Annotated in this window: 21 protein-coding genes and 1 pseudogene; 10 read left to right on the forward strand and 12 right to left on the reverse strand. The window is 61.9% G+C overall.

All coding sequences use genetic code 11. The features are described 5' to 3' along the window. Positions 1–201: 201 nt before the first annotated feature. Positions 202–1271 (reverse strand): annotated as a pseudogene (locus QMO82_RS14565) (helix-turn-helix domain-containing protein). Between QMO82_RS14565 and QMO82_RS33820 the strand changes: the two are divergent. The 9 genes from QMO82_RS33820 (at position 1261) to QMO82_RS14605 (ending at position 9913) form a co-directional block, all read left to right on the forward strand. Then, positions 1261–1611, forward strand: a complete 351-nt coding sequence (locus QMO82_RS33820) for a hypothetical protein (RefSeq protein WP_312863022.1) — start codon at positions 1261–1263, stop codon at positions 1609–1611. The pseudogene QMO82_RS14565 and the gene QMO82_RS33820 sit on opposite strands and share 11 nt — an antisense overlap. 38 nt (positions 1612–1649) lie before the next feature. Beyond that, complete coding sequence (gene msuE / locus QMO82_RS14570; protein WP_183606878.1) at positions 1650–2234, forward strand: FMN reductase; 585 nt, start codon at positions 1650–1652, stop codon at positions 2232–2234. 28 nt (positions 2235–2262) lie between these two features. Further along, positions 2263–3372, forward strand: a complete 1110-nt coding sequence (sfnG, locus tag QMO82_RS14575; RefSeq protein WP_183606877.1) for a dimethylsulfone monooxygenase SfnG — start codon at positions 2263–2265, stop codon at positions 3370–3372. 110 nt (positions 3373–3482) lie between these two features. Next, positions 3483–4394: an ABC transporter ATP-binding protein gene (locus QMO82_RS14580; RefSeq protein ID WP_183606876.1), complete on the forward strand. Its 912-nt coding sequence runs from the start codon at positions 3483–3485 to the stop codon at positions 4392–4394. Beyond that, entirely contained in the window at positions 4394–5290 is an 897-nt protein-coding gene (locus QMO82_RS14585; RefSeq protein ID WP_183606875.1) for a branched-chain amino acid ABC transporter permease, read from the forward strand. The genes QMO82_RS14580 and QMO82_RS14585 overlap by 1 nt, the downstream gene beginning before the upstream one ends. A 3-nt stretch (positions 5291–5293) precedes the next feature. Beyond that, complete coding sequence (locus QMO82_RS14590; protein WP_183606874.1) at positions 5294–6340, forward strand: branched-chain amino acid ABC transporter permease; 1047 nt, start codon at positions 5294–5296, stop codon at positions 6338–6340. Between the two features lie 72 nt (positions 6341–6412). After that, positions 6413–7756 carry an ABC transporter substrate-binding protein gene (locus tag QMO82_RS14595; RefSeq protein ID WP_183606873.1) on the forward strand — a complete coding sequence of 448 codons (1344 nt, stop codon included), beginning with the start codon at positions 6413–6415 and terminating at the stop codon, positions 7754–7756. 101 nt (positions 7757–7857) lie between these two features. Then, positions 7858–8637 (forward strand): ABC transporter ATP-binding protein, encoded by a 780-nt coding sequence (locus tag QMO82_RS14600; RefSeq protein WP_183606872.1) that lies wholly within the window; start codon positions 7858–7860, stop codon positions 8635–8637. Positions 8638–8674: 37 nt separating this feature from the next. Then, positions 8675–9913: an SfnB family sulfur acquisition oxidoreductase gene (locus tag QMO82_RS14605; RefSeq protein WP_183606871.1), complete on the forward strand. Its 1239-nt coding sequence runs from the start codon at positions 8675–8677 to the stop codon at positions 9911–9913. Between the two features lie 141 nt (positions 9914–10054). Here the strand turns inward: QMO82_RS14605 and QMO82_RS14610 are convergent, their stop codons facing one another. The 9 genes from QMO82_RS14610 to QMO82_RS14650 form a co-directional block, all read right to left on the reverse strand. Continuing rightward, positions 10055–10258, reverse strand: coding sequence for a hypothetical protein (locus QMO82_RS14610; RefSeq protein ID WP_183606870.1), 204 nt, complete (start codon positions 10256–10258; stop codon positions 10055–10057). A gap of 38 nt (positions 10259–10296) precedes the next feature. Beyond that, positions 10297–10893, reverse strand: coding sequence for a dienelactone hydrolase family protein (locus tag QMO82_RS14615; protein ID WP_183606869.1), 597 nt, complete (start codon positions 10891–10893; stop codon positions 10297–10299). A 27-nt stretch (positions 10894–10920) separates the two neighbouring features. After that, positions 10921–11286 carry a cytochrome C oxidase subunit IV family protein gene (locus tag QMO82_RS14620; RefSeq protein ID WP_183606868.1) on the reverse strand — a complete coding sequence of 122 codons (366 nt, stop codon included), beginning with the start codon at positions 11284–11286 and terminating at the stop codon, positions 10921–10923. 7 nt (positions 11287–11293) lie between these two features. Further along, positions 11294–12013, reverse strand: coding sequence for a heme-copper oxidase subunit III family protein (locus QMO82_RS14625; protein ID WP_273880997.1), 720 nt, complete (start codon positions 12011–12013; stop codon positions 11294–11296). Between the two features lie 9 nt (positions 12014–12022). Further along, on the reverse strand, positions 12023–12736 hold the full coding sequence (locus QMO82_RS14630; protein ID WP_183606866.1) for a cytochrome c oxidase subunit 3: 714 nt from the start codon (positions 12734–12736) through the stop codon (positions 12023–12025). Continuing rightward, complete coding sequence (gene ctaD, locus QMO82_RS14635; protein WP_183606865.1) at positions 12733–14502, reverse strand: cytochrome c oxidase subunit I; 1770 nt, start codon at positions 14500–14502, stop codon at positions 12733–12735. Before ctaD ends, QMO82_RS14630 begins: the two co-directional genes overlap by 4 nt. Positions 14503–14606: 104 nt before the next feature. After that, positions 14607–15425 (reverse strand): cytochrome c oxidase subunit II, encoded by an 819-nt coding sequence (locus QMO82_RS14640; RefSeq protein ID WP_183606864.1) that lies wholly within the window; start codon positions 15423–15425, stop codon positions 14607–14609. A 147-nt stretch (positions 15426–15572) separates the two neighbouring features. Beyond that, on the reverse strand, positions 15573–15962 hold the full coding sequence (locus QMO82_RS14645; RefSeq protein ID WP_183606863.1) for a cytochrome c family protein: 390 nt from the start codon (positions 15960–15962) through the stop codon (positions 15573–15575). Positions 15963–16160: 198 nt separating this feature from the next. Next, positions 16161–17084, reverse strand: coding sequence for an MYG1 family protein (locus tag QMO82_RS14650; RefSeq protein ID WP_183606862.1), 924 nt, complete (start codon positions 17082–17084; stop codon positions 16161–16163). A gap of 208 nt (positions 17085–17292) precedes the next feature. Between QMO82_RS14650 and QMO82_RS14655 the strand changes: the two genes are divergently transcribed. Continuing rightward, the gene (locus QMO82_RS14655; RefSeq protein WP_183607674.1) at positions 17293–17790 is read left to right on the forward strand and encodes an HIT family protein; all 498 of its coding nucleotides are present in this window, start codon (positions 17293–17295) and stop codon (positions 17788–17790) included. On the opposite strand, the gene QMO82_RS14660 is transcribed toward QMO82_RS14655, so the two are convergent. Together QMO82_RS14660 and blh are read right to left on the reverse strand one after the other, a co-directional pair. Next, positions 17781–18350, reverse strand: coding sequence for a hypothetical protein (locus QMO82_RS14660; protein WP_183606861.1), 570 nt, complete (start codon positions 18348–18350; stop codon positions 17781–17783). The two genes, QMO82_RS14655 and QMO82_RS14660, sit on opposite strands and share 10 nt — an antisense overlap. 155 nt (positions 18351–18505) lie before the next feature. Then, complete coding sequence (gene blh, locus QMO82_RS14665; protein ID WP_183606860.1) at positions 18506–19786, reverse strand: bifunctional sulfur transferase/dioxygenase Blh; 1281 nt, start codon at positions 19784–19786, stop codon at positions 18506–18508. Positions 19787–19870: the final 84 nt, after the last annotated feature.

Consider the following 19870-nt stretch of genomic DNA (forward strand, 5'->3'; position numbering starts at 1 on the left):
CATGTTTCTGGCCGTCTTTGATCGCGATTGTGTACGTGGTGCGGCAATGCCCCCCGGGTCAGTCCTCATGGTGAGGGTGAGAAGCGATCCGCGAAGCGGAGCAAGCGATCCAGTGAATCGATTGCAGTGACGAACGAGGGGCCGTCTCGAACCACGATGGCGGGCGATTGCCTGAATGTAGACTGAGGGAGATACGCTACTTCAGGAAGCCGGAGAGCCCCCCGCCCCGCCCTTCCTCTCCCGCCAGGCAAGCGGCGTCATATCGGTCACCCGCCGGAATTCTCGGTTGAAGTTGGATTTGGTCTGGAAGCCGACCTCGAACATGACCTCGGTCACCGATTTCTGGGTCGCGGCAAGCAGCCGGCAGGCCTCGCCGATCCTGTAATCATTGACATATTGCGAGACGTTCTTGTCCATCGCCCGGTTGATCGCCACCGAGATCTGGCGGGCGGGGATTCCGGCCTTGCGTGCCAGCCTGTCGAGATTGAGATTGGCGTCGCGATAGAGTTTGCGGGTCTCCATCAGCGCATCGACCGTGGCGATCGTCTGCTTGTCCTCGCTCGTTTCCGGCCGCGGACCCGTCTCCACCATCTCAGCCGGCGCCCGGCTTCGGCTGGCGGCGGCCGCCGCGGTACCGAGGATGACGAGCGCGGCAAGGTTGCTGACACTGATCAGCGTCAGCGCATGCTCGCCATGCGCCCAGGTGAAATCGAGAAAGACGAAGATATCGACTGCGGCCGAGAGAGACAGGGCGGCGGCCGTAAAGATGATCGCCCGATAGGCCGGCACCGCCCCTTCGAAGGGCGCCAGCCGCAGCGCATCGGCGCCGGGTCGCATCAGAAGCAGGATCGCCAGGGCATAGCCGACAAAGATCAGCACCAGTGCGATATCGATCGCCTCCCGCCAGACGGCCATCAACGCCAGGATAAGGGCGGTGGGAACGGCATGCAGCGCGATCCGCAGCGGCAGCGGCCTCCGGCTCGTCCTCACCAACCTGGAGACCCCGGCATAGGCAAGCGGCGGCACCATCGCCGCGATCACAGGCATGATCACGCCTATTGCCTGCACCTCATAGCCCCAGCGCAGGCCGGAGAGGACGGATTGCAGCGCGGCGAGCAGGATGAGCACCAGAAACGGCCGATTGGGCTCATCCTCTTCGTCGCGTCTGAGGACGACGACGAAGAGGATGAGCAGCAAAAGGGCGACGACAAAGGGAAGTGGAATGAAGATCATGGCCTGGCAGGTCGGGGTGACGAATAGGTGGCCATCATTGCCGAGATCGCCACCCGGCGCGACCTCCATCATGTTTTAGGACCTGTTTTCGGATGGGATTTTTTTGATGGCCGACATGTCTTGCCGGCCCATCCGGCTTCGAGGCGCACCTCCTCCGACCAACTCCTTCCCCCCGAAAGCCTCCACGGGAGATTCGTCAGGGACCGCGGCAAGGACAACTGGCCAAAGGCCGGAATTCGCCCGTGGGATGTTGCGGCGACCGCTTTTCACGTGCCGGCACCTTCGAAGGCAGATGAAAATATTTCTAAAAATGGACATTCTTTGGAATTTGATATTCCGATCGCCGGTCAAATCGGACGGTCAGCTCATTGCCAGTAATCTAGTTAATTTATAGGTTTTATGCATTGGAGGATCCCATGCACAAACTGCGCATCGTCGGAATATCAGGAAACGTAAAGGCGCCATCCCGCACATCGGCGCTGGTCGCGTCCGTCCTTCGACGCATCGAGTCTGAACTTGGCCTCCCTGGACGGCACATTGACTTGGCTGTCTCTGCACCAGCGCTGTTTCGAGCCTTGCGGGCTGACCAACTGGATGAGGAAGGCGCGGAGATCGTGCGCACGGTTGAGAGCGCCGATGTCCTCATCGTCGGCTCCCCGGTCTATCGCGCTTCGTATAGCGGGGCGTTCAAGCACCTGTTCGACCTGGTTCATTATGAGGCGCTGATCGGCAAGCCGGTGATCCTCGCCGCAACGGGCGGAACGCCGTTGCACGGTTTGATGATCGACCATCAGCTCCGGCCCCTGTTCAGCTTCTTCAAGGCACTGCCGCTCCCAACTTCGGTCTATGCACTCGAAAGCGAGTTCGACTCCTATGCCGTTGCAAGTTCAGACATCCAGAAACGGATCAGAGCGGCCGTGCGCGAGTTGGAACTGATCCTTCCGCACGCCAAGACACTCGCCTTGTCCCGCGCTGAAGAACAATCGCGGCTAACCGCCTGACAAATCACGAATAAGCACGGAGAGACCGATGTCACAATCGAAGAAAGAACCCTTGAAGTTTGCCTACTGGGTGCCGAACGTATCGGGCGGCCTGGTCATCAGCTCGGTCGAGCAACGCACCGATTGGGGCATCGACTACAATCGCAAGCTCGCCCAAATCGCCGAACAGTCAGGATTCGAGTTTGCCTTGAGCCAGATTCGCTTCACGGCCGGATACGGCGCCGACAACCAGCACGAGTCGGTCTCCTTTTCCCACGCCCTTCTTGCGGCCACCGAAAAGCTCCGTGTCATTGCCGCCGTCCTGCCCGGGCCATGGAACCCGGCGTTGCTCGCCAAGCAGATCGCCACCATCAGCCACCTCACCAACGGCCGCGTCGACGTTAACATCGTCTCCGGCTGGTTCCGCGGCGAGTTCGCCGCCATCGGCGAGCCCTGGCTGGACCATGATGAACGCTATCGCCGCTCCGAGGAGTTCATCCGTGCGATCCGCGGCATCTGGACGGAAGACGTCTATAATCTGCGCGGCGATTTCTATCGCTTTACGGATTATTCGATGAAGCCGAAGCCGATCGGCGGCATTCCGCAGGTATTCCAGGGCGGTTCCTCGCGCGCGGCCCGCGACATGGCGGCACGCGTGTCCGACTGGTACTTCACCAATGGCAATACGCCGGAAGGTCTGAAGGCCCAGGTGGATGACATCCGCACCAAGGAAAAGGCTTTCGGCAAGAGCTGGCGCACGAAGATCGGCATGAATGCCTTCGGCATCGTCCGCTCTTCGGAGAAGGAAGCGCAGGAGGTCCTCCAGGAGATCCTCGACAAGGCCATTCCGGAAGCGGTCAAGGGTTTCCATCACGAGGTCCAGAATGCCGGGAATTCGTCGCCGGAGCGCGAAGGCAACTGGGCGAAGTCCACCTTCCAGGATCTGGTGCAATACAATGACGGGTTCCGTTCGAACCTGATCGGCACGCCGGAACAGGTGGCCGAACGCATCATCGGTCACAAGCGGGCGGGGGCGGACCTCATTCTCCTTGGCTTCCTGCATTTCCAGGAAGAGGTGGAATACTTCGGCAAGCACGTCCTGCCGATCGTCCGCGAACTGGAAGCGATCGAAGATCAGCGGCTGGAAGCCGCCGAGTAACGGCTTCCTTCCCAAATTGAAATCGCGAACGGCTCCCCATTCCAGGGGAACCGGATGGCGGCGCGTGTCTGCAGGCAAGGCCTGCGGTCCTGCGCACAACGGAGCAGACGATGGTGAATGCGCATTACACGGCACTTGATGAGACCTCTGCGGTGAGGGACTATTCCCCGCTGCCGGTGTCCGGTCCATCGACCCGTCGCGTGGCGAATGTCGACAGCAATGCGCTGAGCCACCCGCCGATATTGGCGCTCGCGGGTATCACGCTCTCCTTCGGAGGCGTCACGGCGATCGCCAATGTCGATCTTGCGGTCCAGCCGGGCGAGATTCGCGCGATCATCGGCCCGAACGGCGCCGGCAAAAGCTCGTTGATCAATGTGATTTCAGGGCAATACCGGCCGGATGCCGGCGATGTCAGCCTCAATGGCAAGACCTATAAGCAGGTGCCGGCGCAAAAAGCCGCACGGCTGGGCATCGCCCGCACCTTCCAGAACCTTGCCCTGTTCAAAGGGCTGACGGTTCTTGAAAACGTCATGACCGGGCTGACATTCCAGCGCCGCTCGACGTTCATCGGCCAGGCGTTCGGTTCGCCCCGCGCCCGCCGCGAAGAGCGCGAGGCGCGCGAACGGGCACGGCAGGTCATCGATTTCCTGCGTCTCGGCCATGTGCATGACCGGCTGGCCGGCTCGCTGCCCTATGGCCTGCAGAAGCGCGTCGAACTTGCTCGCGCACTCGTGCCCGATCCGCAGATCCTGCTGCTCGACGAGCCGATGGCCGGCATGACCGCCACCGAAAAGCAGGAAATGGCCGGCTTCGTCCGCGCCGCGCGGGAGGATTACGGCACGACGATCATCCTGATCGAACACGATATCGGCGTGGTCATGGGACTTTCCGACCGAATCGCCGTGCTCGATTACGGCCGCAAGATCGCCGACGGCACGCCGGCGGAAGTCCGCGCCGACCAGGCCGTCATCGACGCCTATCTCGGCGTTGCCCGCGAAGACCAGGAAGAGGCAGACGTGTGATGGAAAGTTTCGACTATCTCTTCTTCCTCGAGGTGCTGACCGGCGGATTGCTTTCCGGCATCATGTATTCGCTCGTCGCGATTGGCTTCGTGCTGATCTACAAGACCTCGGGTGTCTTGAATTTTGCGCAGGGGGCATTGCTCCTGTTTGCCGCTCTCACATTCGTTTCGCTGGTCGAGCGCGGAGTGCCTTTCTATCTCGCGCTTGTGCTCACCTTCGCCATCATGGTGCTGCTGGGCATCGGTATCGAACGCGCCGTGCTTCGGCCGCTCGTCAACAAACCGCCGATCACGCTGTTCATGGCGACGCTCGGGCTTTCCTACGTCATCGAGGGTGCTGCCCAGCTTCTCTGGGGCACGCAGGTCCATGCCCTGGAACTCGGCATCGAGGACGTGCCCTTCGAATTTTATGGTGTCTTCATCTCGCAGTTCGATCTCTTCGCTTCGGCGGTCGCAGCGCTCATGGTCATCGGGCTGACGCTCTTCTTTCGCTATACCCGGGTCGGCCTGACCTTCCGTGCGGTGGCGGACGACCAGTTCGCGGCACTCGCCGTCGGGCTTCGCCTGCCGCGCATCTGGGCCACGGTCTGGGCAACCTCGGGTCTCGTTGCCCTGGTCGCAGGCCTTCTCTGGGGTGCGCGCAGCGGCGTGCAGTTCTCGCTGTCGCTGGTGGTGCTGAAGGCCCTGCCGGTGCTCGTGCTCGGCGGTTTCGATTCAATTGCCGGCGCCATCGTCGGCGGCCTGTTGATCGGCGCCTCGGAAAAGCTCGCCGAAGTCTATATCGGCGAATATTTCGGCGGCGGCATCGAGGGCTGGTTCGCCTACGCCATCGCGCTGGTCTTCCTGCTCATCCGCCCATCCGGCCTGTTCGGCCAGAAGCTCGTGGAAAGGGTCTGAGCCATGGCTGCCATCACCTCCCAACCCATCGTTTCGGCAAAATTTCCGGGCTGGATCGCGCCGCTTGTCATCCTCGTCTTCGCCTTCGGCATCGTGCCCTTTATCGGCTCGAGCTATCTGATCGAAGCGCTGCTGCTGCCGTTCCTGGCTTTGTCGCTGGCTGGCGTCGGCGTTAACCTGCTGACCGGCTATGCCGGGCAGGTATCGCTCGGCAGTGCGGCCTTCATGGCCGTCGGCGCCTTCGCCGCCTTCAATTTCAATCTGCGTGTCGAAGGCTTGCCGCTTCTCGTCTCCATCGCGCTCGCCGGCGGCATCGCCGCTGCGGTCGGCATCGTCTTCGGCCTGCCAAGCCTGCGCCTGCGCGGCTTCTATCTCGCCGTTTCCACGCTTGCAGCACAGTTCTTCGTGCAGTGGGCGCTGACCAAGTTCGGCTGGTTCTCCAACGACAACCCGTCAGGCGTGATCGACGCGCCGAAGCTCACCATCGTCGGCATCGATTTCGACAGTTCGACCGGACGCTACTATTTCGCGCTGATCGTCGTCACTGCGCTGACCTTCTTCGCCTGGCGCGTCGCATCCTCGCAGACCGGCCGCAACTTCATCGCCATTCGGGACAACGAGACGGCGGCCCGGATCATTGGCGTGCCGGTGCTGCGCACCAAGCTGCTCGCCTTCGCACTTTCGTCCTTCATCATCGGGGTCGCCGGTGTGCTCTGGGCCTTTGCCTATCTGCGCACGGTGGAGCCGGCCGGCTTCAATCTCGACCGGTCGTTCCAGATTCTGTTCATCGTCATCATCGGCGGGCTGGCGACGATCCGCGGCTCCTTCCTGGGCGCGGCGCTGATGGTGGTCTTTCCGGTCGTACTGTCGCGGGTCGGATCGTTCTTGCTGGGCGATCTGTTCGATTCCGGCGTGCTCGACATGAGCCAGCGCATCGTCATCGGCGCACTCATCATTGCCTTCCTGATCCTCGAACCCGATGGGCTCGCTGCGCTCGGAAGGCGGCTGACCGGACGGTTCAGGCCCAACACGCCCGAACCCGTCGGCTGAGCTGCCACATCATCATCATCTTTTAACGCGTTGGAACGCCGGCGGCGCCGGTCAACAGAGGGAGTTTGTCCAATGAAAAGTCTGAAAACCACAGTCAAGGCGGCGGTCGCAGCGCTTGCCATCATCGGCGGGGTCGGCCTGGCGCCTGCCCATGCCGATGAGCAATATTTCCCGCTGCAGAGCTATCGCGTCGGACCTTATGCCGCCGGCGGCACCGGATTCTTCGGTGGCTTCATCGACTACCTGAACCTGATCAATACCCGCGATGGCGGCGTGAACGGCGTCAAGCTCACCTGGGACGAATGCGAAACCCAGTACGAGGTCGAGCGCGGCGTCGAATGCTACGAGCGCCAGAAGAGCCACCCGAACGCGGCGGCCTGGAACCCGCTTTCGGTCGGCATCGCCTATGCCATGATCGACCGCATCACCGGCGACAAGGTGCCGCTGATCACGGTGAACCATGGCCGTACCGACTCTACCGACGGACGCGTCTTCCCCTACGTCTTCCCGCTGTTGCTCAACCCCTATTCGGAAACGTCCGGTATCGTGAACTACCTTGCCTCTAGGGAAGGTGGTCTCGAAAAGCTCAAGGGCAAGAAAATCGTCGTGCTCTATCACGGCTCGCCCTATGGCAAGGAAACCATTCCGATCTATGACTTGCTGGCCGAGAAGTATGGCTTCACGGTTCAGCAGATCGAAGTGCCGCATCCCGGCAACGAGCAGCAGTCGCAGTGGCTGACGATCCGTCGCGCCAAGCCGGACTACGTCGTTCTGCGCGGCTGGGGCGTGATGAACCCGGTGGCGCTGAAGACGGCGGCCAAGGTCGGCTTCCCCGCCTCCAAGATCGTCGGCAATGTCTGGTCGAATTCGGAAGAAGACGTGATCCCCGCTGGCGAGGCGGCGGTCGGCTATACCGCGATCACCACCCAGGCTTCGGGTCAGCAGTATCCAGTCCTGCAGGAGATCGTGAAGACGCTCTACGATCAAGGCAAGGGTAATCTCGAAGACAAGAAGCGCATCGGCTCGGTCTACCACAACCTCGGCATCGTCAATGGCATCCTGAACGTCGAGGCGATCCGCACCGCACAGGAAAAATTCGGCAAGCGTACGCTGACCGGCGACGAAGTGCGCTGGGGCTTCGAGCACCTGAAGCTCGATGAGGCCAAGGTCGCAGCACTGGGCGCCAAGGACCTGTTCCACTCCATCAACGTCTCCTGGGATAACCATGAAGGCGATGGCTATGTGACCTTCCAGCAATGGGACGGCAAGAAGTGGAACGTCGTCTCCGACTGGATCGCGCCGGACTGGAAGCTGCTGCGTCCGATCATCGAAAAGTCCTCGGAGGCCTACGCCAAGGAAAAGGGCATCAAGCTGCGCACGGCGGCCGATGCCGAAGGCATCGCGACCACGAACTGACGAGTCAAGGGATGGCGCAAGCCGCCATCCCTCATCCCATGGTGCGGCGGATCCGGTTGCTACGCCGCGCCTCTCTTGCCGATTGATTTGGAACGAGCGACATGTCCGACGAAACGATCCTTCTTGATATCAAGTCCGTGCATGCCGTCTACAACAAGACGATCAAGGCCCTGAACGGCGTGAGCTTTCAGTTGCGGCGCGGAGAAATCCTCGCCCTGCTCGGATCGAATGGTGCGGGTAAGACGACGGCGCTGAAGGCTATCTCGAACCTGTTGCCGGCCGAACGAGGCCAGGTGACATCGGGCACGATCCGTTTCGAAGGCCGCGATGTGCTGAGCGAAAAGCCCGCCAATCTGGTGCGATCGGGCCTGGTACAGGTGCTCGAAGGGCGGCATTGCTTCAAAAGCCTGTCGGTCGAGGAAAATCTCATCTCCGGCGGTCTCGGGCGCTCGTCATCCAGGCGCGAGATCGCTGCCGACCTCGAGCGCATCTATGCCATTTTCCCCCGGCTCAAGGAGAAGCGCCGTGCGGCGTCAGGGCTTACTTCAGGCGGCGAGCAACAGATGACGGCGATCGGCCGCGCGCTGATGTCGCGACCGCGGCTGCTTGTTCTCGACGAGCCCTCGATGGGTCTGGCACCGCTGGTGATCAAGGATATCTTCCGTTCGCTCAAGGCGCTCAACCGGGAGGACGGGCTTTCCATCCTAGTTGCCGAACAGAATTCGACGGTGGCGCTTCAATATGCCGACCATGCCACCGTCATCGAAAACGGCGTCGCCGTGCTGTCGGGTTCCGCGGCCGAATTGCGCAGCCGTGACGACATCAAGGCTTTTTATCTCGGCGAAGGCGCGGCCTTCGCCCATGACAGGCCGGCGGCCTGATCCACCCTCATATCCATCATTCAGAAGGGAGACCGAAATGAACGTCATCGCTAAAACAGACAGGGTTGCCGTACCCGGTGTCAAACGCCCGGAAAAACCTGCGCATATCATCAAGGACGACGCAGAAGCGATCGCGGTCGCCCACCGGCTCGCCGCGGAGTTCGTCAAGGGCTCAGCAGAGCGTGACCGCGAGCGGATTTGGCCGGCGGAAGAGTTGGATGCCTTCTCGCAGAGCGGGCTCTGGTCGATCAATGTGCCCAAGGCGTTCGGTGGACCGGAGGTCTCCTACGTCACGCTTGCAAAGGTGGTCGAGATCATCTCCGAGGCGGATTCGTCGATCGGCCAGATCTCGCAGAACCATCTCGGCGTCGTAGCGGCAATCCGTACGGCTTCGGACAAAGCGCAGCAGGAATTGCTGTTCGGCGAAATCCTCAAGGGCACCCGCTTCGGCAATGCCTTTTCGGAATTCGGCTCCAAGCGCGCGGTCGATTTCGAAACCAAGTTTGTCGACCATGGCGACCACGTGGTGGTGACCGGTCGGAAATTCTATTCGTCCGGCGCCTTGCTTGCCCATAAGGTGCCGATCGTCGCGCTCGATGACGAGGGCCGCGCCTGGTACGCGATCGCCGATCGCGATGCGCCGGGTCTGACCGTCATCGACGACTGGTCGAGCTTCGGCCAGCGAACCACGCTCTCGGGCACCGTCATCCTCGACAATGTCAAAGTCGACAAGACCTGGCTGGTGCCGGGATACAAGGGGTACGACAAGCCGACGGCGGACGGCGCCATCTTCCAGATCATCCAGGTTGCCGTCGATACCGGCATCGCGTCGGCAGCGATCAAGGAGACGATCGACTTCGTTCGGACCAAGTCCCGCGCCTGGGTGGACAGTGGTCTCGACCACGCCTGGGACGATCCCTACACGATCCAGGCAGTCGGCGCCCTCCAACTCCGCCTGCATGCGGCGCAGGCGCTGCTCGACAAAGCCGGACATGCGATCGACCGGGCGGTTGCCGATCCCACTGCCGATACCGTGGCGGAAGCCCAGGTCTTCACGGCCGAGGCCAAGATCCTCTCGACCGAGATCGCTATCGAGGCGACCAACAAGCTGTTCGAGCTGGCGGGCACGCGCTCGACGCTTGCCGAACACAATCTCGACCGCCACTGGCGCAATGCCCGGACGCATACGCTGCACGATCCGGTGCGGTGGAAATACTCGATCCTCGGCAAATACTTCCTCAATGGAGAGAAGCCGCCGCTGCACGCCTGGAGTTAAACCAGGCTGTCATTCGCGCTTCGAAAATCAGAATATTGCAGTGGCGAGAGGAACCTCATCGCCACTGTATATATACCGAGATCGTTCAGGGAGCTCGACGTTTCGAAATGATCTGCTCCCTGGAATGTCAGCGGTTTGAGGTCAGCCGCCGTTCAACCGCTCGAACATTCCCTCACGGTGCTTTCGCGCGTGGACCGACGTGCCGACCAGCAGCTCGTCCTGGTCATTCTCCAGCTGGGCAAGCGCCTCCATGGCGAATTCCTCCGGCGACATCATGTATTGCCGCTTCGCACCCCCGGCACGCACGCCGCCGCCGAGGTTGGTGTCGACCATCGGCGGAGCCATCTCGACCACCCTCACCCCCGTCGCTTTGCCCTACGGCCTCAGCCAGACGTGTCCTCCAAGGCGTCCAGGAACGCGAGCACTCGGCTGGTGAGGAGCGCGGTCGCATCCGCGTCATAGGACGGGAGCGAGCTGTCGGCGAAATAATGCTGATCGCCGGGGTAGAGGAAAAGCTCGGCATTCTCGACCGTCTCGACGATCTCGCGGGCGGCATCGATGTCGCCCTCGCCAACGAAAATCGGATCGTTGTCCATACCGTGGATCTGGACCGGCACTCCATCCGGCCAGGGTCCGAAGGCCCACTCGCCACGGATCGGCAGACAGGAATAGAAGAGCAGAGCCCCGCGGGCGCCAGACCGCGTCTGCGCCAGCTTCTGCGCCGGCAGCACACCGAACGAAAACCCGGCATAGACGAGCTCGGCTGGCAGTTCGTCGGCGACGCGGACGCCGCGCTCCCTGATGGCGTCGAACCCGATCTGACCGATATAGGCGAGCCCTTCTTCGATGCTTGGGAATGTGCGCCCGTCGAACAGATCAGGCATGTGCACGATGTGGCCGGCTGCCCGTAAAGCGTCGGCGAACGTACGCACACCTGGGGTTAGCCCCTGTGCGTGGTGAAACAACAAGACCTCAGCCATACCGAGCCTTCCACCGATGATCGCTATCTACGGTGTCGTACCAAAGAAGGCGAGCCGGGTGAAGATCGTATAATCCGCTTCCGAGACCATCAGCGCCACGAAAACCAGCACCAGCACCGGCGGCAGCAGGATGGCGTAGACGAGCGCCAGCCTTTCCCAGGCCATGTGCATGAAGACGGCGACGATCAGCCCGGCCTTCAGCATCATGAACAGCAGGATCAGCGTCCATCTCAGATAGCCTTGGACGCCGAGATAATCGACCATGTAGGATGCCGCACTGAGCACGAAGAGCAGGCCCCAGACGAAGAAGTAGAGCCCGATCGGGTGCTGCTGTCCGGTGTGTGCCTCAGCATGCGCCGTTTGGACTTGTGCATGCGCCGTTGTCTCGCTCATGACGACCTCACCACAGATAGAAAAATGCGAAGATGAAGACCCAGACCAGGTCGACGAAGTGCCAGTAGAGGCCCATGATCTCGACGGCCTCGTAGCGGCCTTTCCGGCTGGTGAAGAAGCCGCGCCGTTCCACATCGAAATCGCCGCGCCAGACCTTGCGGGCGACGATGAGGAGGAAGATGACGCCGATCGTGACATGGGTGCCGTGAAAGCCGGTGATCATGAAGAAGGTCGATCCGAACTGTGCCGCCCCCCACGGGTTTTCCCAGGGGCGCACGCCTTCGGTGATCAGCTTCGTCCATTCGAAGGCCTGCATGCTGACGAAGGTTGCGCCGAGAAGAGCCGTCAGCAGCATCAGGATCGCGGTCGTGCGGCGGTCGCGGCGATAGCCGAAATTGACCGCCATCGCCATGGTGCCGCTGCTCGAGATCAGCACGAAAGTCATGATCGCAATCAGGATCAGCGGCACGTCCTGCCCGCCGATATGCAGCGCGAAGACCTCGCTCGGATTGGGCCATGGGACTGGCGTCGACATGCGGGCGGTCATATAGGCGATCAGGAAACAGCCGAACACGAAGGTGTCACTGAGCAGAAAGATCCACATCATCGCCTTGCCCCAGGAGGCGGTCTTGAAGGCGCGCTGATCCGAGCTGAAATCGGCGGCGACACCGCGAAGGCCCGCCGGCCTGAGGTCCGCCCCGCTGTGTGTCTCGATAGTCTGTGCCATCTGCACCCCCTAGCTAATCAACGTGCGGCAGAGATCGACGAAGTCATTGGCCCAGCCGGCAAAGAGCGCGAAGAGCAGCAGCCAGACGGCGAGCATGAAATGCGAATAGATGGCGGAAAGATCGACGCTGAGGCGCAGCCTCTCCGGCGCGACGTCGGCTGAAAATGCCCTGACCGTCGTGTGCGCGAGCACGGCAAGCCCGCCGAGGATATGCAACCCGTGCAGGCCGGTCAGCATGTAGAAGAAACTGTTGGAAGGGTTGTCGGCAAGCACATAGCCGGCCGCCGTCAGCTCCCGCCATGCCTGGATCTGCCCGGCGAGAAAGAAGACGGCAAGCGCAAGTGCCGTAACGAGCGCCGGCCGCAGGCTTTCCATGCGGCCCTGCCCCGCTTCTCGTTTCGCCCATTGCAGCGCCGCACTGCTCAAGGCCAGTGCCGCAGTATTCACCCAGAGCAACCGCGGAACCGGTGTGGCCCACCAGTCGGCCGACGCCGCACGCATGAAATAGGCGCTGACGGCAAGGCTGAAGACGGCGCCGACGACGCCGAGAAACACGAAGAGGCCGATCTTCACCGCCGGCACCGGCGGCCGCTCAGTGCCGTCATGAACCGGCATCTGCACCGAGCCGGTCTCCAGCCAGGGCTTCGAAGTCAGCCGCTGCCCGGAGAGCCACCAGATCATGATGGCGGCGATGGCGGCCAGAAAGATCAATACGACGCTCATGCCGGGGCCTCGCGGGTGACGCCATCGCTTGACGGCACATTCTGCGGGATGAAATCTTCGGCGGCCCCCGGCACGCTGTAATCATAGGCCCAGCGATAAACGACGGGCAGGTCCCTGCCCCAGTTGCCGTGCGCCGGTGGCGTCTGCGGCGTCTGCCATTCCAGCGTCGTTGCCCGCCATGGATTGCCGCCGGCCTCCCTGCCCCGGAAAAGGCTCCAGACCAGATTGAACAGGAAGACCATCTGCCCGGCGCCGACGACGAGGGCCATGACTGTTATGAAGATATTCAGCGTATGGGCCGAAGGCGGAACGAAGGCCGTCTCTCCCATCTCGAAATAGCGGCGCGGCACGCCGAGCAGGCCGAGATAATGCATCGGAAAGAAGATCGCATAGGTGCCGAGGAAGGTGATCCAGAAGTGGATCTGGCCGAGCACCTCGTCCAGCATGCGTCCCGTCACCTTCGGATACCAGTGATAGATCGCCCCGAAGATGACGAGGATCGGCGCAACCCCCATGACCATGTGGAAGTGGGCCACGACGAACATCGTATCCGACAGTGGCACGTCGACGACGACATTGCCGAGGAAGAGGCCGGTCAACCCGCCATTGACGAAGGTGACGATGAAGGCGAGCGCAAAGAGCATCGGCAGCGTCAGGTGGATATCGCCGCGCCAGAGCGTCAGCACCCAGTTGTAGACCTTGATCGCCGTCGGGATGGCGATGATCAGCGTCGTGGTGGCGAAAAAGAAGCCGAAGGCCGGGTGCATGCCGCTGACATACATGTGGTGCGCCCAGACGACGAAACTCAGCGCCCCGATGACGACGATCGCCCAGACCATCATCCGGTAACCGAAGATGTTCTTGCGCGCATGCGTGCTGATCAGGTCCGAAACGATGCCGAAGGCCGGCAGCGCCACGATATAGACCTCGGGATGGCCGAAGAACCAGAAGAGGTGTTGGAAGAGGATCGGGCTTCCGCCGCCGTGCTGCAGCTGCGTGCCCATCTCGACGATGGCGGGCATGAAGAAGCTGGTGCCGAGCACGCGGTCGAACAGCATCATGACGCAGGCGACGAAGAGGGCGGGAAAGGCGAGCAGCGCCATCACAGTCGCGGTGAAGATGCCCCAGACGGTGAGCGGCATCCGCATCAGCGTCATGCCCCGCGCCCGTCCCTGAAGCACCGTTACCACATAATTCAGCCCGCCCATGGTGAAACCGATGATGAAGACGATCAGCGAGGTGAGCATCAGCAGGATGCCCCAGTCCTTACCACCAGGCGTGCCTGAGAGAACTGATTGCGGCGGATAAAGTGTCCAGCCGGCCCCCGTCGGGCCGCCGGGAGCGAAAAAGCCGGCGGCGAGGATCAGCACCGCAAGCAGATAGATCCAGTAGCTCAGCATGTTGGCATAAGGAAACACCATGTCGCGGGCGCCGACCATCAGCGGAATGAGGTAGTTGCCGAAGCCGCCGAGGAAGAGCGCGGTCAGCAGATAGATCACCATGATCATGCCGTGCATGGTGATGAACTGGTAATAGTGATCGGCATCGATAAAGGCGAAAGTGCCGGGAAAGGCGAGTTGAATCCGCATCAGCCAGGAGAGCACCAGCGCCACCAGGCCGATCGCAATGGCGGTGATCGAATATTGCACGGCGATGATCTTGGCATCCTGGCTGAACACATATTTCGTCCACCAGCTGTGCGGGTGATAAAGCTCGACATCCTCGACTTCGGCGGAGGGGATGCTGCCGGATGGAATCTCGACCATGATCTCTCTTCCCTTTCCCCGCCGGTTCCTTGAACCGGCTGCCGCCTGCGACTGCTTCTCCGGTTCGTTGAACCGGCACGCGGCCTCCAGGCCGCAGCGCCACGTCAGTTGACCGGCGGCGGCTCTCCCGAAGACGCCGTCAACTGGGTGAATGTCTGCTGCTGCCCGAGCCAGGTCTGGTAGTCCGCGTCGTTATCGACGACAACCGTGCCGCGCATCTGCGGATGGCCGACGCCGCAGAGTTCGGCGCAGAGGATCTCGAAGGTCCCCGTGCGCGTCGGCGTCAGCCAGAAATAGGTGACCATACCGGGGATCATGTCCATCTTGGCGCGAAACTCGGGCACGTAGAAATCGTGGAGCACATCGATCGAGCGTAGCAAAATGTGCACCGGTTTGCCGATCGGCAGATGCAGCTCGCCGCCCTCGACGATCACATCGTCCAGACCGCTCGCGTCGTTCTTGTCGAGGCCGAGCGGGTTTTCGGGCGTGACGTCGCGTGTCTCGGCGCGGCCGAGCTTCCCGTCCGCCCCCGGCAGGCGGAAGCTCCACAGCCATTGCTGGCTGACGACCTCCACCGAAGCGGCATCGGCGGGCACCGTGATGAACTGGTTCCAGACAATGAGGCCGGGCGCCAGCATGGCGGCGACGCCGACCGCCGTTCCCGAGGCGAGCATCACCTCCAGCCTGCGGTTCTCAGGCTCGTAATGCGCCCGGTTGCCCGGCTTGTGCCGGAAACGGTAGACGCAATAGGCCATGAACAAGACCACCGCCACGAAGACGATGCCGGTGATCCAGAAGGTGATGACGAGGGTGCTGTCGATATAAGTCCAGTTGGACGCGATCGGCGTCCACCACCACGGGCTCAGCACATGGAACAGCACGGAGCCGACGACAATCAGGACGAGGATCAGCACGACAGCCATGTCCGCTCCTCCTCGAGCAGGTTGACCCGTGAAACCACATTCCGCAAAAAGTCCGTCTTTATTATCGCACAGATAGAAAATATCGGCAATTACGGCGATTTAGGCATGCGACGCCGATCAAAGGCCCGTCGTTTGGAGTATTGCCCATCACTGAGAATATTGTTTGAGGTAGGCGATGAGATCGGTGATCTCCTGATCGTCCTTCACGCCGACGAAGGCCATCTTCGTGCCCTTCACCTTTGCTTTCGGATTGTGCAGATAGTCGCGCAGTACTGTCTCGTCCCAGACGAGACCGCCTTCGCCGGCAGCCTTCATTCCAGCCGAATAGGCGAAATTAGGATGCGTCCCGGCCTTCCTGCCGAACAGCTTGTTCAGCGACGGACCGACCTTGTTCGTATCGGAATCGGCGACATGACAGGTTGCGCATTTCTTGAAAACGACGGCACCGGCCGTCGCATCACCCTCCTGCGCCCCGGCGCTACCAGGGAAAAGGGCAATAACGGATGTGGCGATCAGCAGAACAATACGGTAATCCACGGCAAACCTCATCCTCCTCAAGGTCGCCAGCCACTCGCACCCTCTGCGATCTCTCGCGTATGGGTAGTGGTTGTTATGGCTAAAGCTTAGTCCTTCGCGGCCGCAAGTCAATCCGTTCCACAATTGGGGCTACCTGAAGGCGATCTGATCTTCGGTGGATCCGGCGTGGATGACCTGCCTGAGCTGCCGCCATTCGACCTACGTCCCGATCGAAAGCGCCTCATCTACCGCCAACTCGGCCATGGCAAGCGCCGCCTCGCGGGTCCTGGCAGCGGCGATGAAGCGGCCGTTGTGGCAGAAGCTCGCGCCCTCTATGCCGCACACCGCCTCCAGCGCGCCATTGGTCAGGCCGGCCCAAGCCGCCGGCAGTTCGGCCCTGAGCTCGAAGCCCTCCTCGGCGCGGCGGATGCCGGTCACACACCAATCCTTTTCGCGCGGGTGGACGACGAACAGCAGATGATCGGCGCCCGCCTTGACGATGGCTGGACGAAAGGGCATTCCCCTCGGCAACTCCAGCACACGCCCCTGCCCCGTAGCCTCGATTGCCCGGTGCACGATCGCCTCGGCCCGCAATTTTGCGGCACTTTGAGCGATCCTGGCCTCGACGAAACTGCGGGCGATGGCCAAGGCAGCGTGGAAGGCGCGATCGTCGGCCTCCGGCTCCGCTTCATCGAAAACCGGTTTCAGGGTTTCCAGCAGCACCGGCAGCGTCAAGCCGGCCAAAGGCCCCGAGGGGCTGAGCGCGCCATTGTCGGTCAGATCGATCGGCAGCACGAAGCTGGCGTCGAAAGAGCCATGCATCGCCTCGACATGTGCCTCTGGAAGACCGGTGGCTGCAAGATAATCACGGCCGTAGTGCTTCCAGATCAGGCCGAACGAGCTGTAGGGCTGGCCATCTTCGCGCAGCGGCGCGCCGCGCTGATGGTGATCGAATATCCCGGCAGCAGGGTCATAGGTTCCGCCGACATCATAGATGATGCGGTCTTCGCCCGGCGTGATCCATTCCGGCGCGCGGCTGCGGACGATACGCGCCTGCGGGAAAAGCCGGCTCAGGACGACGCTCGACAGCAATTCGTCGGCATGAAAGCCACCGGAATGGGTGACGAGGAAATCGGGGATCATGAAAGGCCTTATCGTTTTCGGCGGGTTCGCCTGGGTCAGCACCAGATAGCGGTTGGCGGATATGACGACAAGTCTCTCTAGGATGAGGCTCTTGGACTTCGGCCTTGGTTGTGTCTCGGATGCGCCATTTGCAGCCCTCGCAAAACTGCCTATTCTGCGGCCATCAGAAGTGAACGGCGACATTTGCGAAAACGAAAAGAGGCAGCGCTTGGAGATTCCTCCGCACTTTCATGTTGCCGAAACGTCCGGCTGGCTGGTGAACCACCGGATGGACTCCGCCCTTCCCGGCTATCTCATGATCAGCTCCAAGACCAACACCAACGATCTGTGGAATTTGTCCGTAGACGCCTTGGCCGAATTCGGCCCGTTGCTCGCAAGGGCTCAGAGCGCTCTGAAACGGGAACTGAATGCGCAGCGCGTCTATATCGGCCGATATGGGCACACGCCCGGTTATCCGATCCATTTCCATGTGATCCCGATATATGACTGGGTGGAAGAGTTATTCTGGAAGGATGCTCGCTATCGCCTGCTCCGGAATTTTGCGGAGCGACCGGGGGAAACCGCAACGGATGGCGCGGAACTGACGCTGTTTGTCTGGCGCGAGTTCTGCGAACGTGCAGAGCCGCCGCCGGTTAAAGGGCCATCGGTCTCAGAGGTCATCCAGTTGTTGCGGGAAGCAATGTGGTTTCAGCCGCCTCAAGCTTGAGACAGCGCCGGTCCCGGCTGGCGTACGACGAACGCACGGCCGGCAGCAGCGCCGGCATGCAGGCAGATCAGCCCGATCGCGGCCAGGGAATTGATCAGCAGGACATCGGCCACGACGGATGCCGAAAACGCGCCCTCGCCTGACGGAAGCACCGCCGTGGCGGCAAAGAGCACACCTTCATAGGTTATGAATCCGGCCAGGAAAGCGCCGGCCATGGTGACGGCAAGGTCGGCCGCCAGACGAAGCACCCCAAGCGCTGCGGCGAGCGCTGCAGATGCCGCAACACCGATCGCCAGACCCCAGGCACAGCTGTCCCAGGTCTGGGGATAGCCGAGCACGAGGTATCCGACCATCTGGTTGGCGAGCCAGGCCAGCAGCACCGCCGTTACCGCCATCCGCCGGGGAAGAATGACCGCCGATACCGCCGCCAGGGCCACGAAGGGCGTGACGCAGGCAAAAAGCAGGCTGAGGGCGACGCTCGCACCTGAAATGACGACGACCCAGGCGACAGCAAAGCCGGGGACGACGGGGCGCAGGGGAAACTGATTTCGTTCGAGCATCTCGAAACTCCGTTCGACCGGGCGCGCGGGCGGCGCTCAGAAATCATACGCCAGTCCAGGAAAAAGGCCAGTGAGGTCGCGCCGCCGCCTCAAGGTCGAATTCCCGGCAGAAAATGCGCCTTGAACGATTCGGCTGTTGCCAGCACCAGCCGCCCCTACAACGCATCCAGCGGAATCTTCAGATATCGCCGGCCGTTCCCCTCCGGCTCGGGCAGCCTCCCGCCGCGGATATTGACCTGCAGCGCGTGCAGCATCAGCCTCGGCTTCGGCAGCGTGCGGTCGCGCGCCTGGCGCAGCGCCACGAAGCCGGCCTCGTCGATGCCTGATATATGCGGATTGGTGCGTTTCTGGGCGGCAACCGTGCTTTCCCAGCGCGGGTGGCGGCCGCCAGGCTGATAGTCGTGACCGGAAAAGAGCCGTGTCTCCTCGGGCAGCGACAGGATTGCCTGGATCGAGTGCCAGAGGGCGGCAGCACTGCCGCCCGGGAAATCCGTGCGCGCGGTGCCGGAATCCGGCGTGAACACCGTATCGTGCACGAAGGCGGCGTCGCCGATGACATAGGTGATCGAGGCAAGCGTATGGCCAGGTGAGAACATCACGCGGGCTCCAAGCGCACCGATCTCGAAGGTGTCGCCTTCGGCAAACAGCCGGTCCCATTGCGAGCCGTCGGTTGCGAGTGCCGGCCAGTTGTAGATCTCCTTCCAGAGCGCCTGCACATCGGTGACATGGGCGCCGATTGCCGTCGCCGCACCGGTCTTTCCTTGGAGGTAATGTGCGGCGGAGAAATGATCGGCATGCGGATGCGTGTCGAGGATCCACTCGACGGTCAGCCCTTCGCTCTCGATATGGGCGAGGATGGCGTCGGCATTGACCGTGCCCGTCGCCCCGGACATCTCATCGAAATCGAGCACGGGGTCGATGATGGCGCAGCGCTTCGTCACCGGGTCGGCAACGACATATTGCACGCTGCAGGTGCGGGGTTCGAAGAAGGCCTTCACATCAGCCGCCTGCCCTGTCCGCTTCTCCAGCCAGCGGCGCACGCCGGCAAGATCGAAGCCGAGGTTTTGACCGAAAGTCTCGACATCCCCGGGTTTCATCCGCCCGTCGAGCACCTCGCCCAGCGCATAGAGCGTCAGCGCCCGCGTGCCGCTCTTACAATGGGCGACAACCGGCCCCCTGGCCTCGGCCATCGCTGTCTGGAAGGCGCGGATGTCGGCCTCGGTAATCTCCTGCCCCTTCACCGGTATGAAGCTGTAGGAAAGCCCGGCAGCGGCGGCGGAAGCCTTTTCCGCCGCATTGCCGGGCTGCCCCGGCTCCTCGCCATCCGGCCGGGCATTGATGACGCCGGCAAAGCCGTCTGCCGCAAAAGCGGCAAAGCCCGCGGCATCGGGCTGTCCCGCCACCGATATCAGCTCATTGACCCTCACGGATGTCATCGAAGCCCCCGCGCTGCCCTGATCAGGCATTATCGCATGTATATCGATACAATCTCACAAGTATATTGCCGAGCGCAAGAATAG

The organism is Rhizobium sp. BT04, from assembly GCF_030053135.1.
GTDB classification, from domain to species: domain Bacteria; phylum Pseudomonadota; class Alphaproteobacteria; order Rhizobiales; family Rhizobiaceae; genus Rhizobium; species Rhizobium binxianense.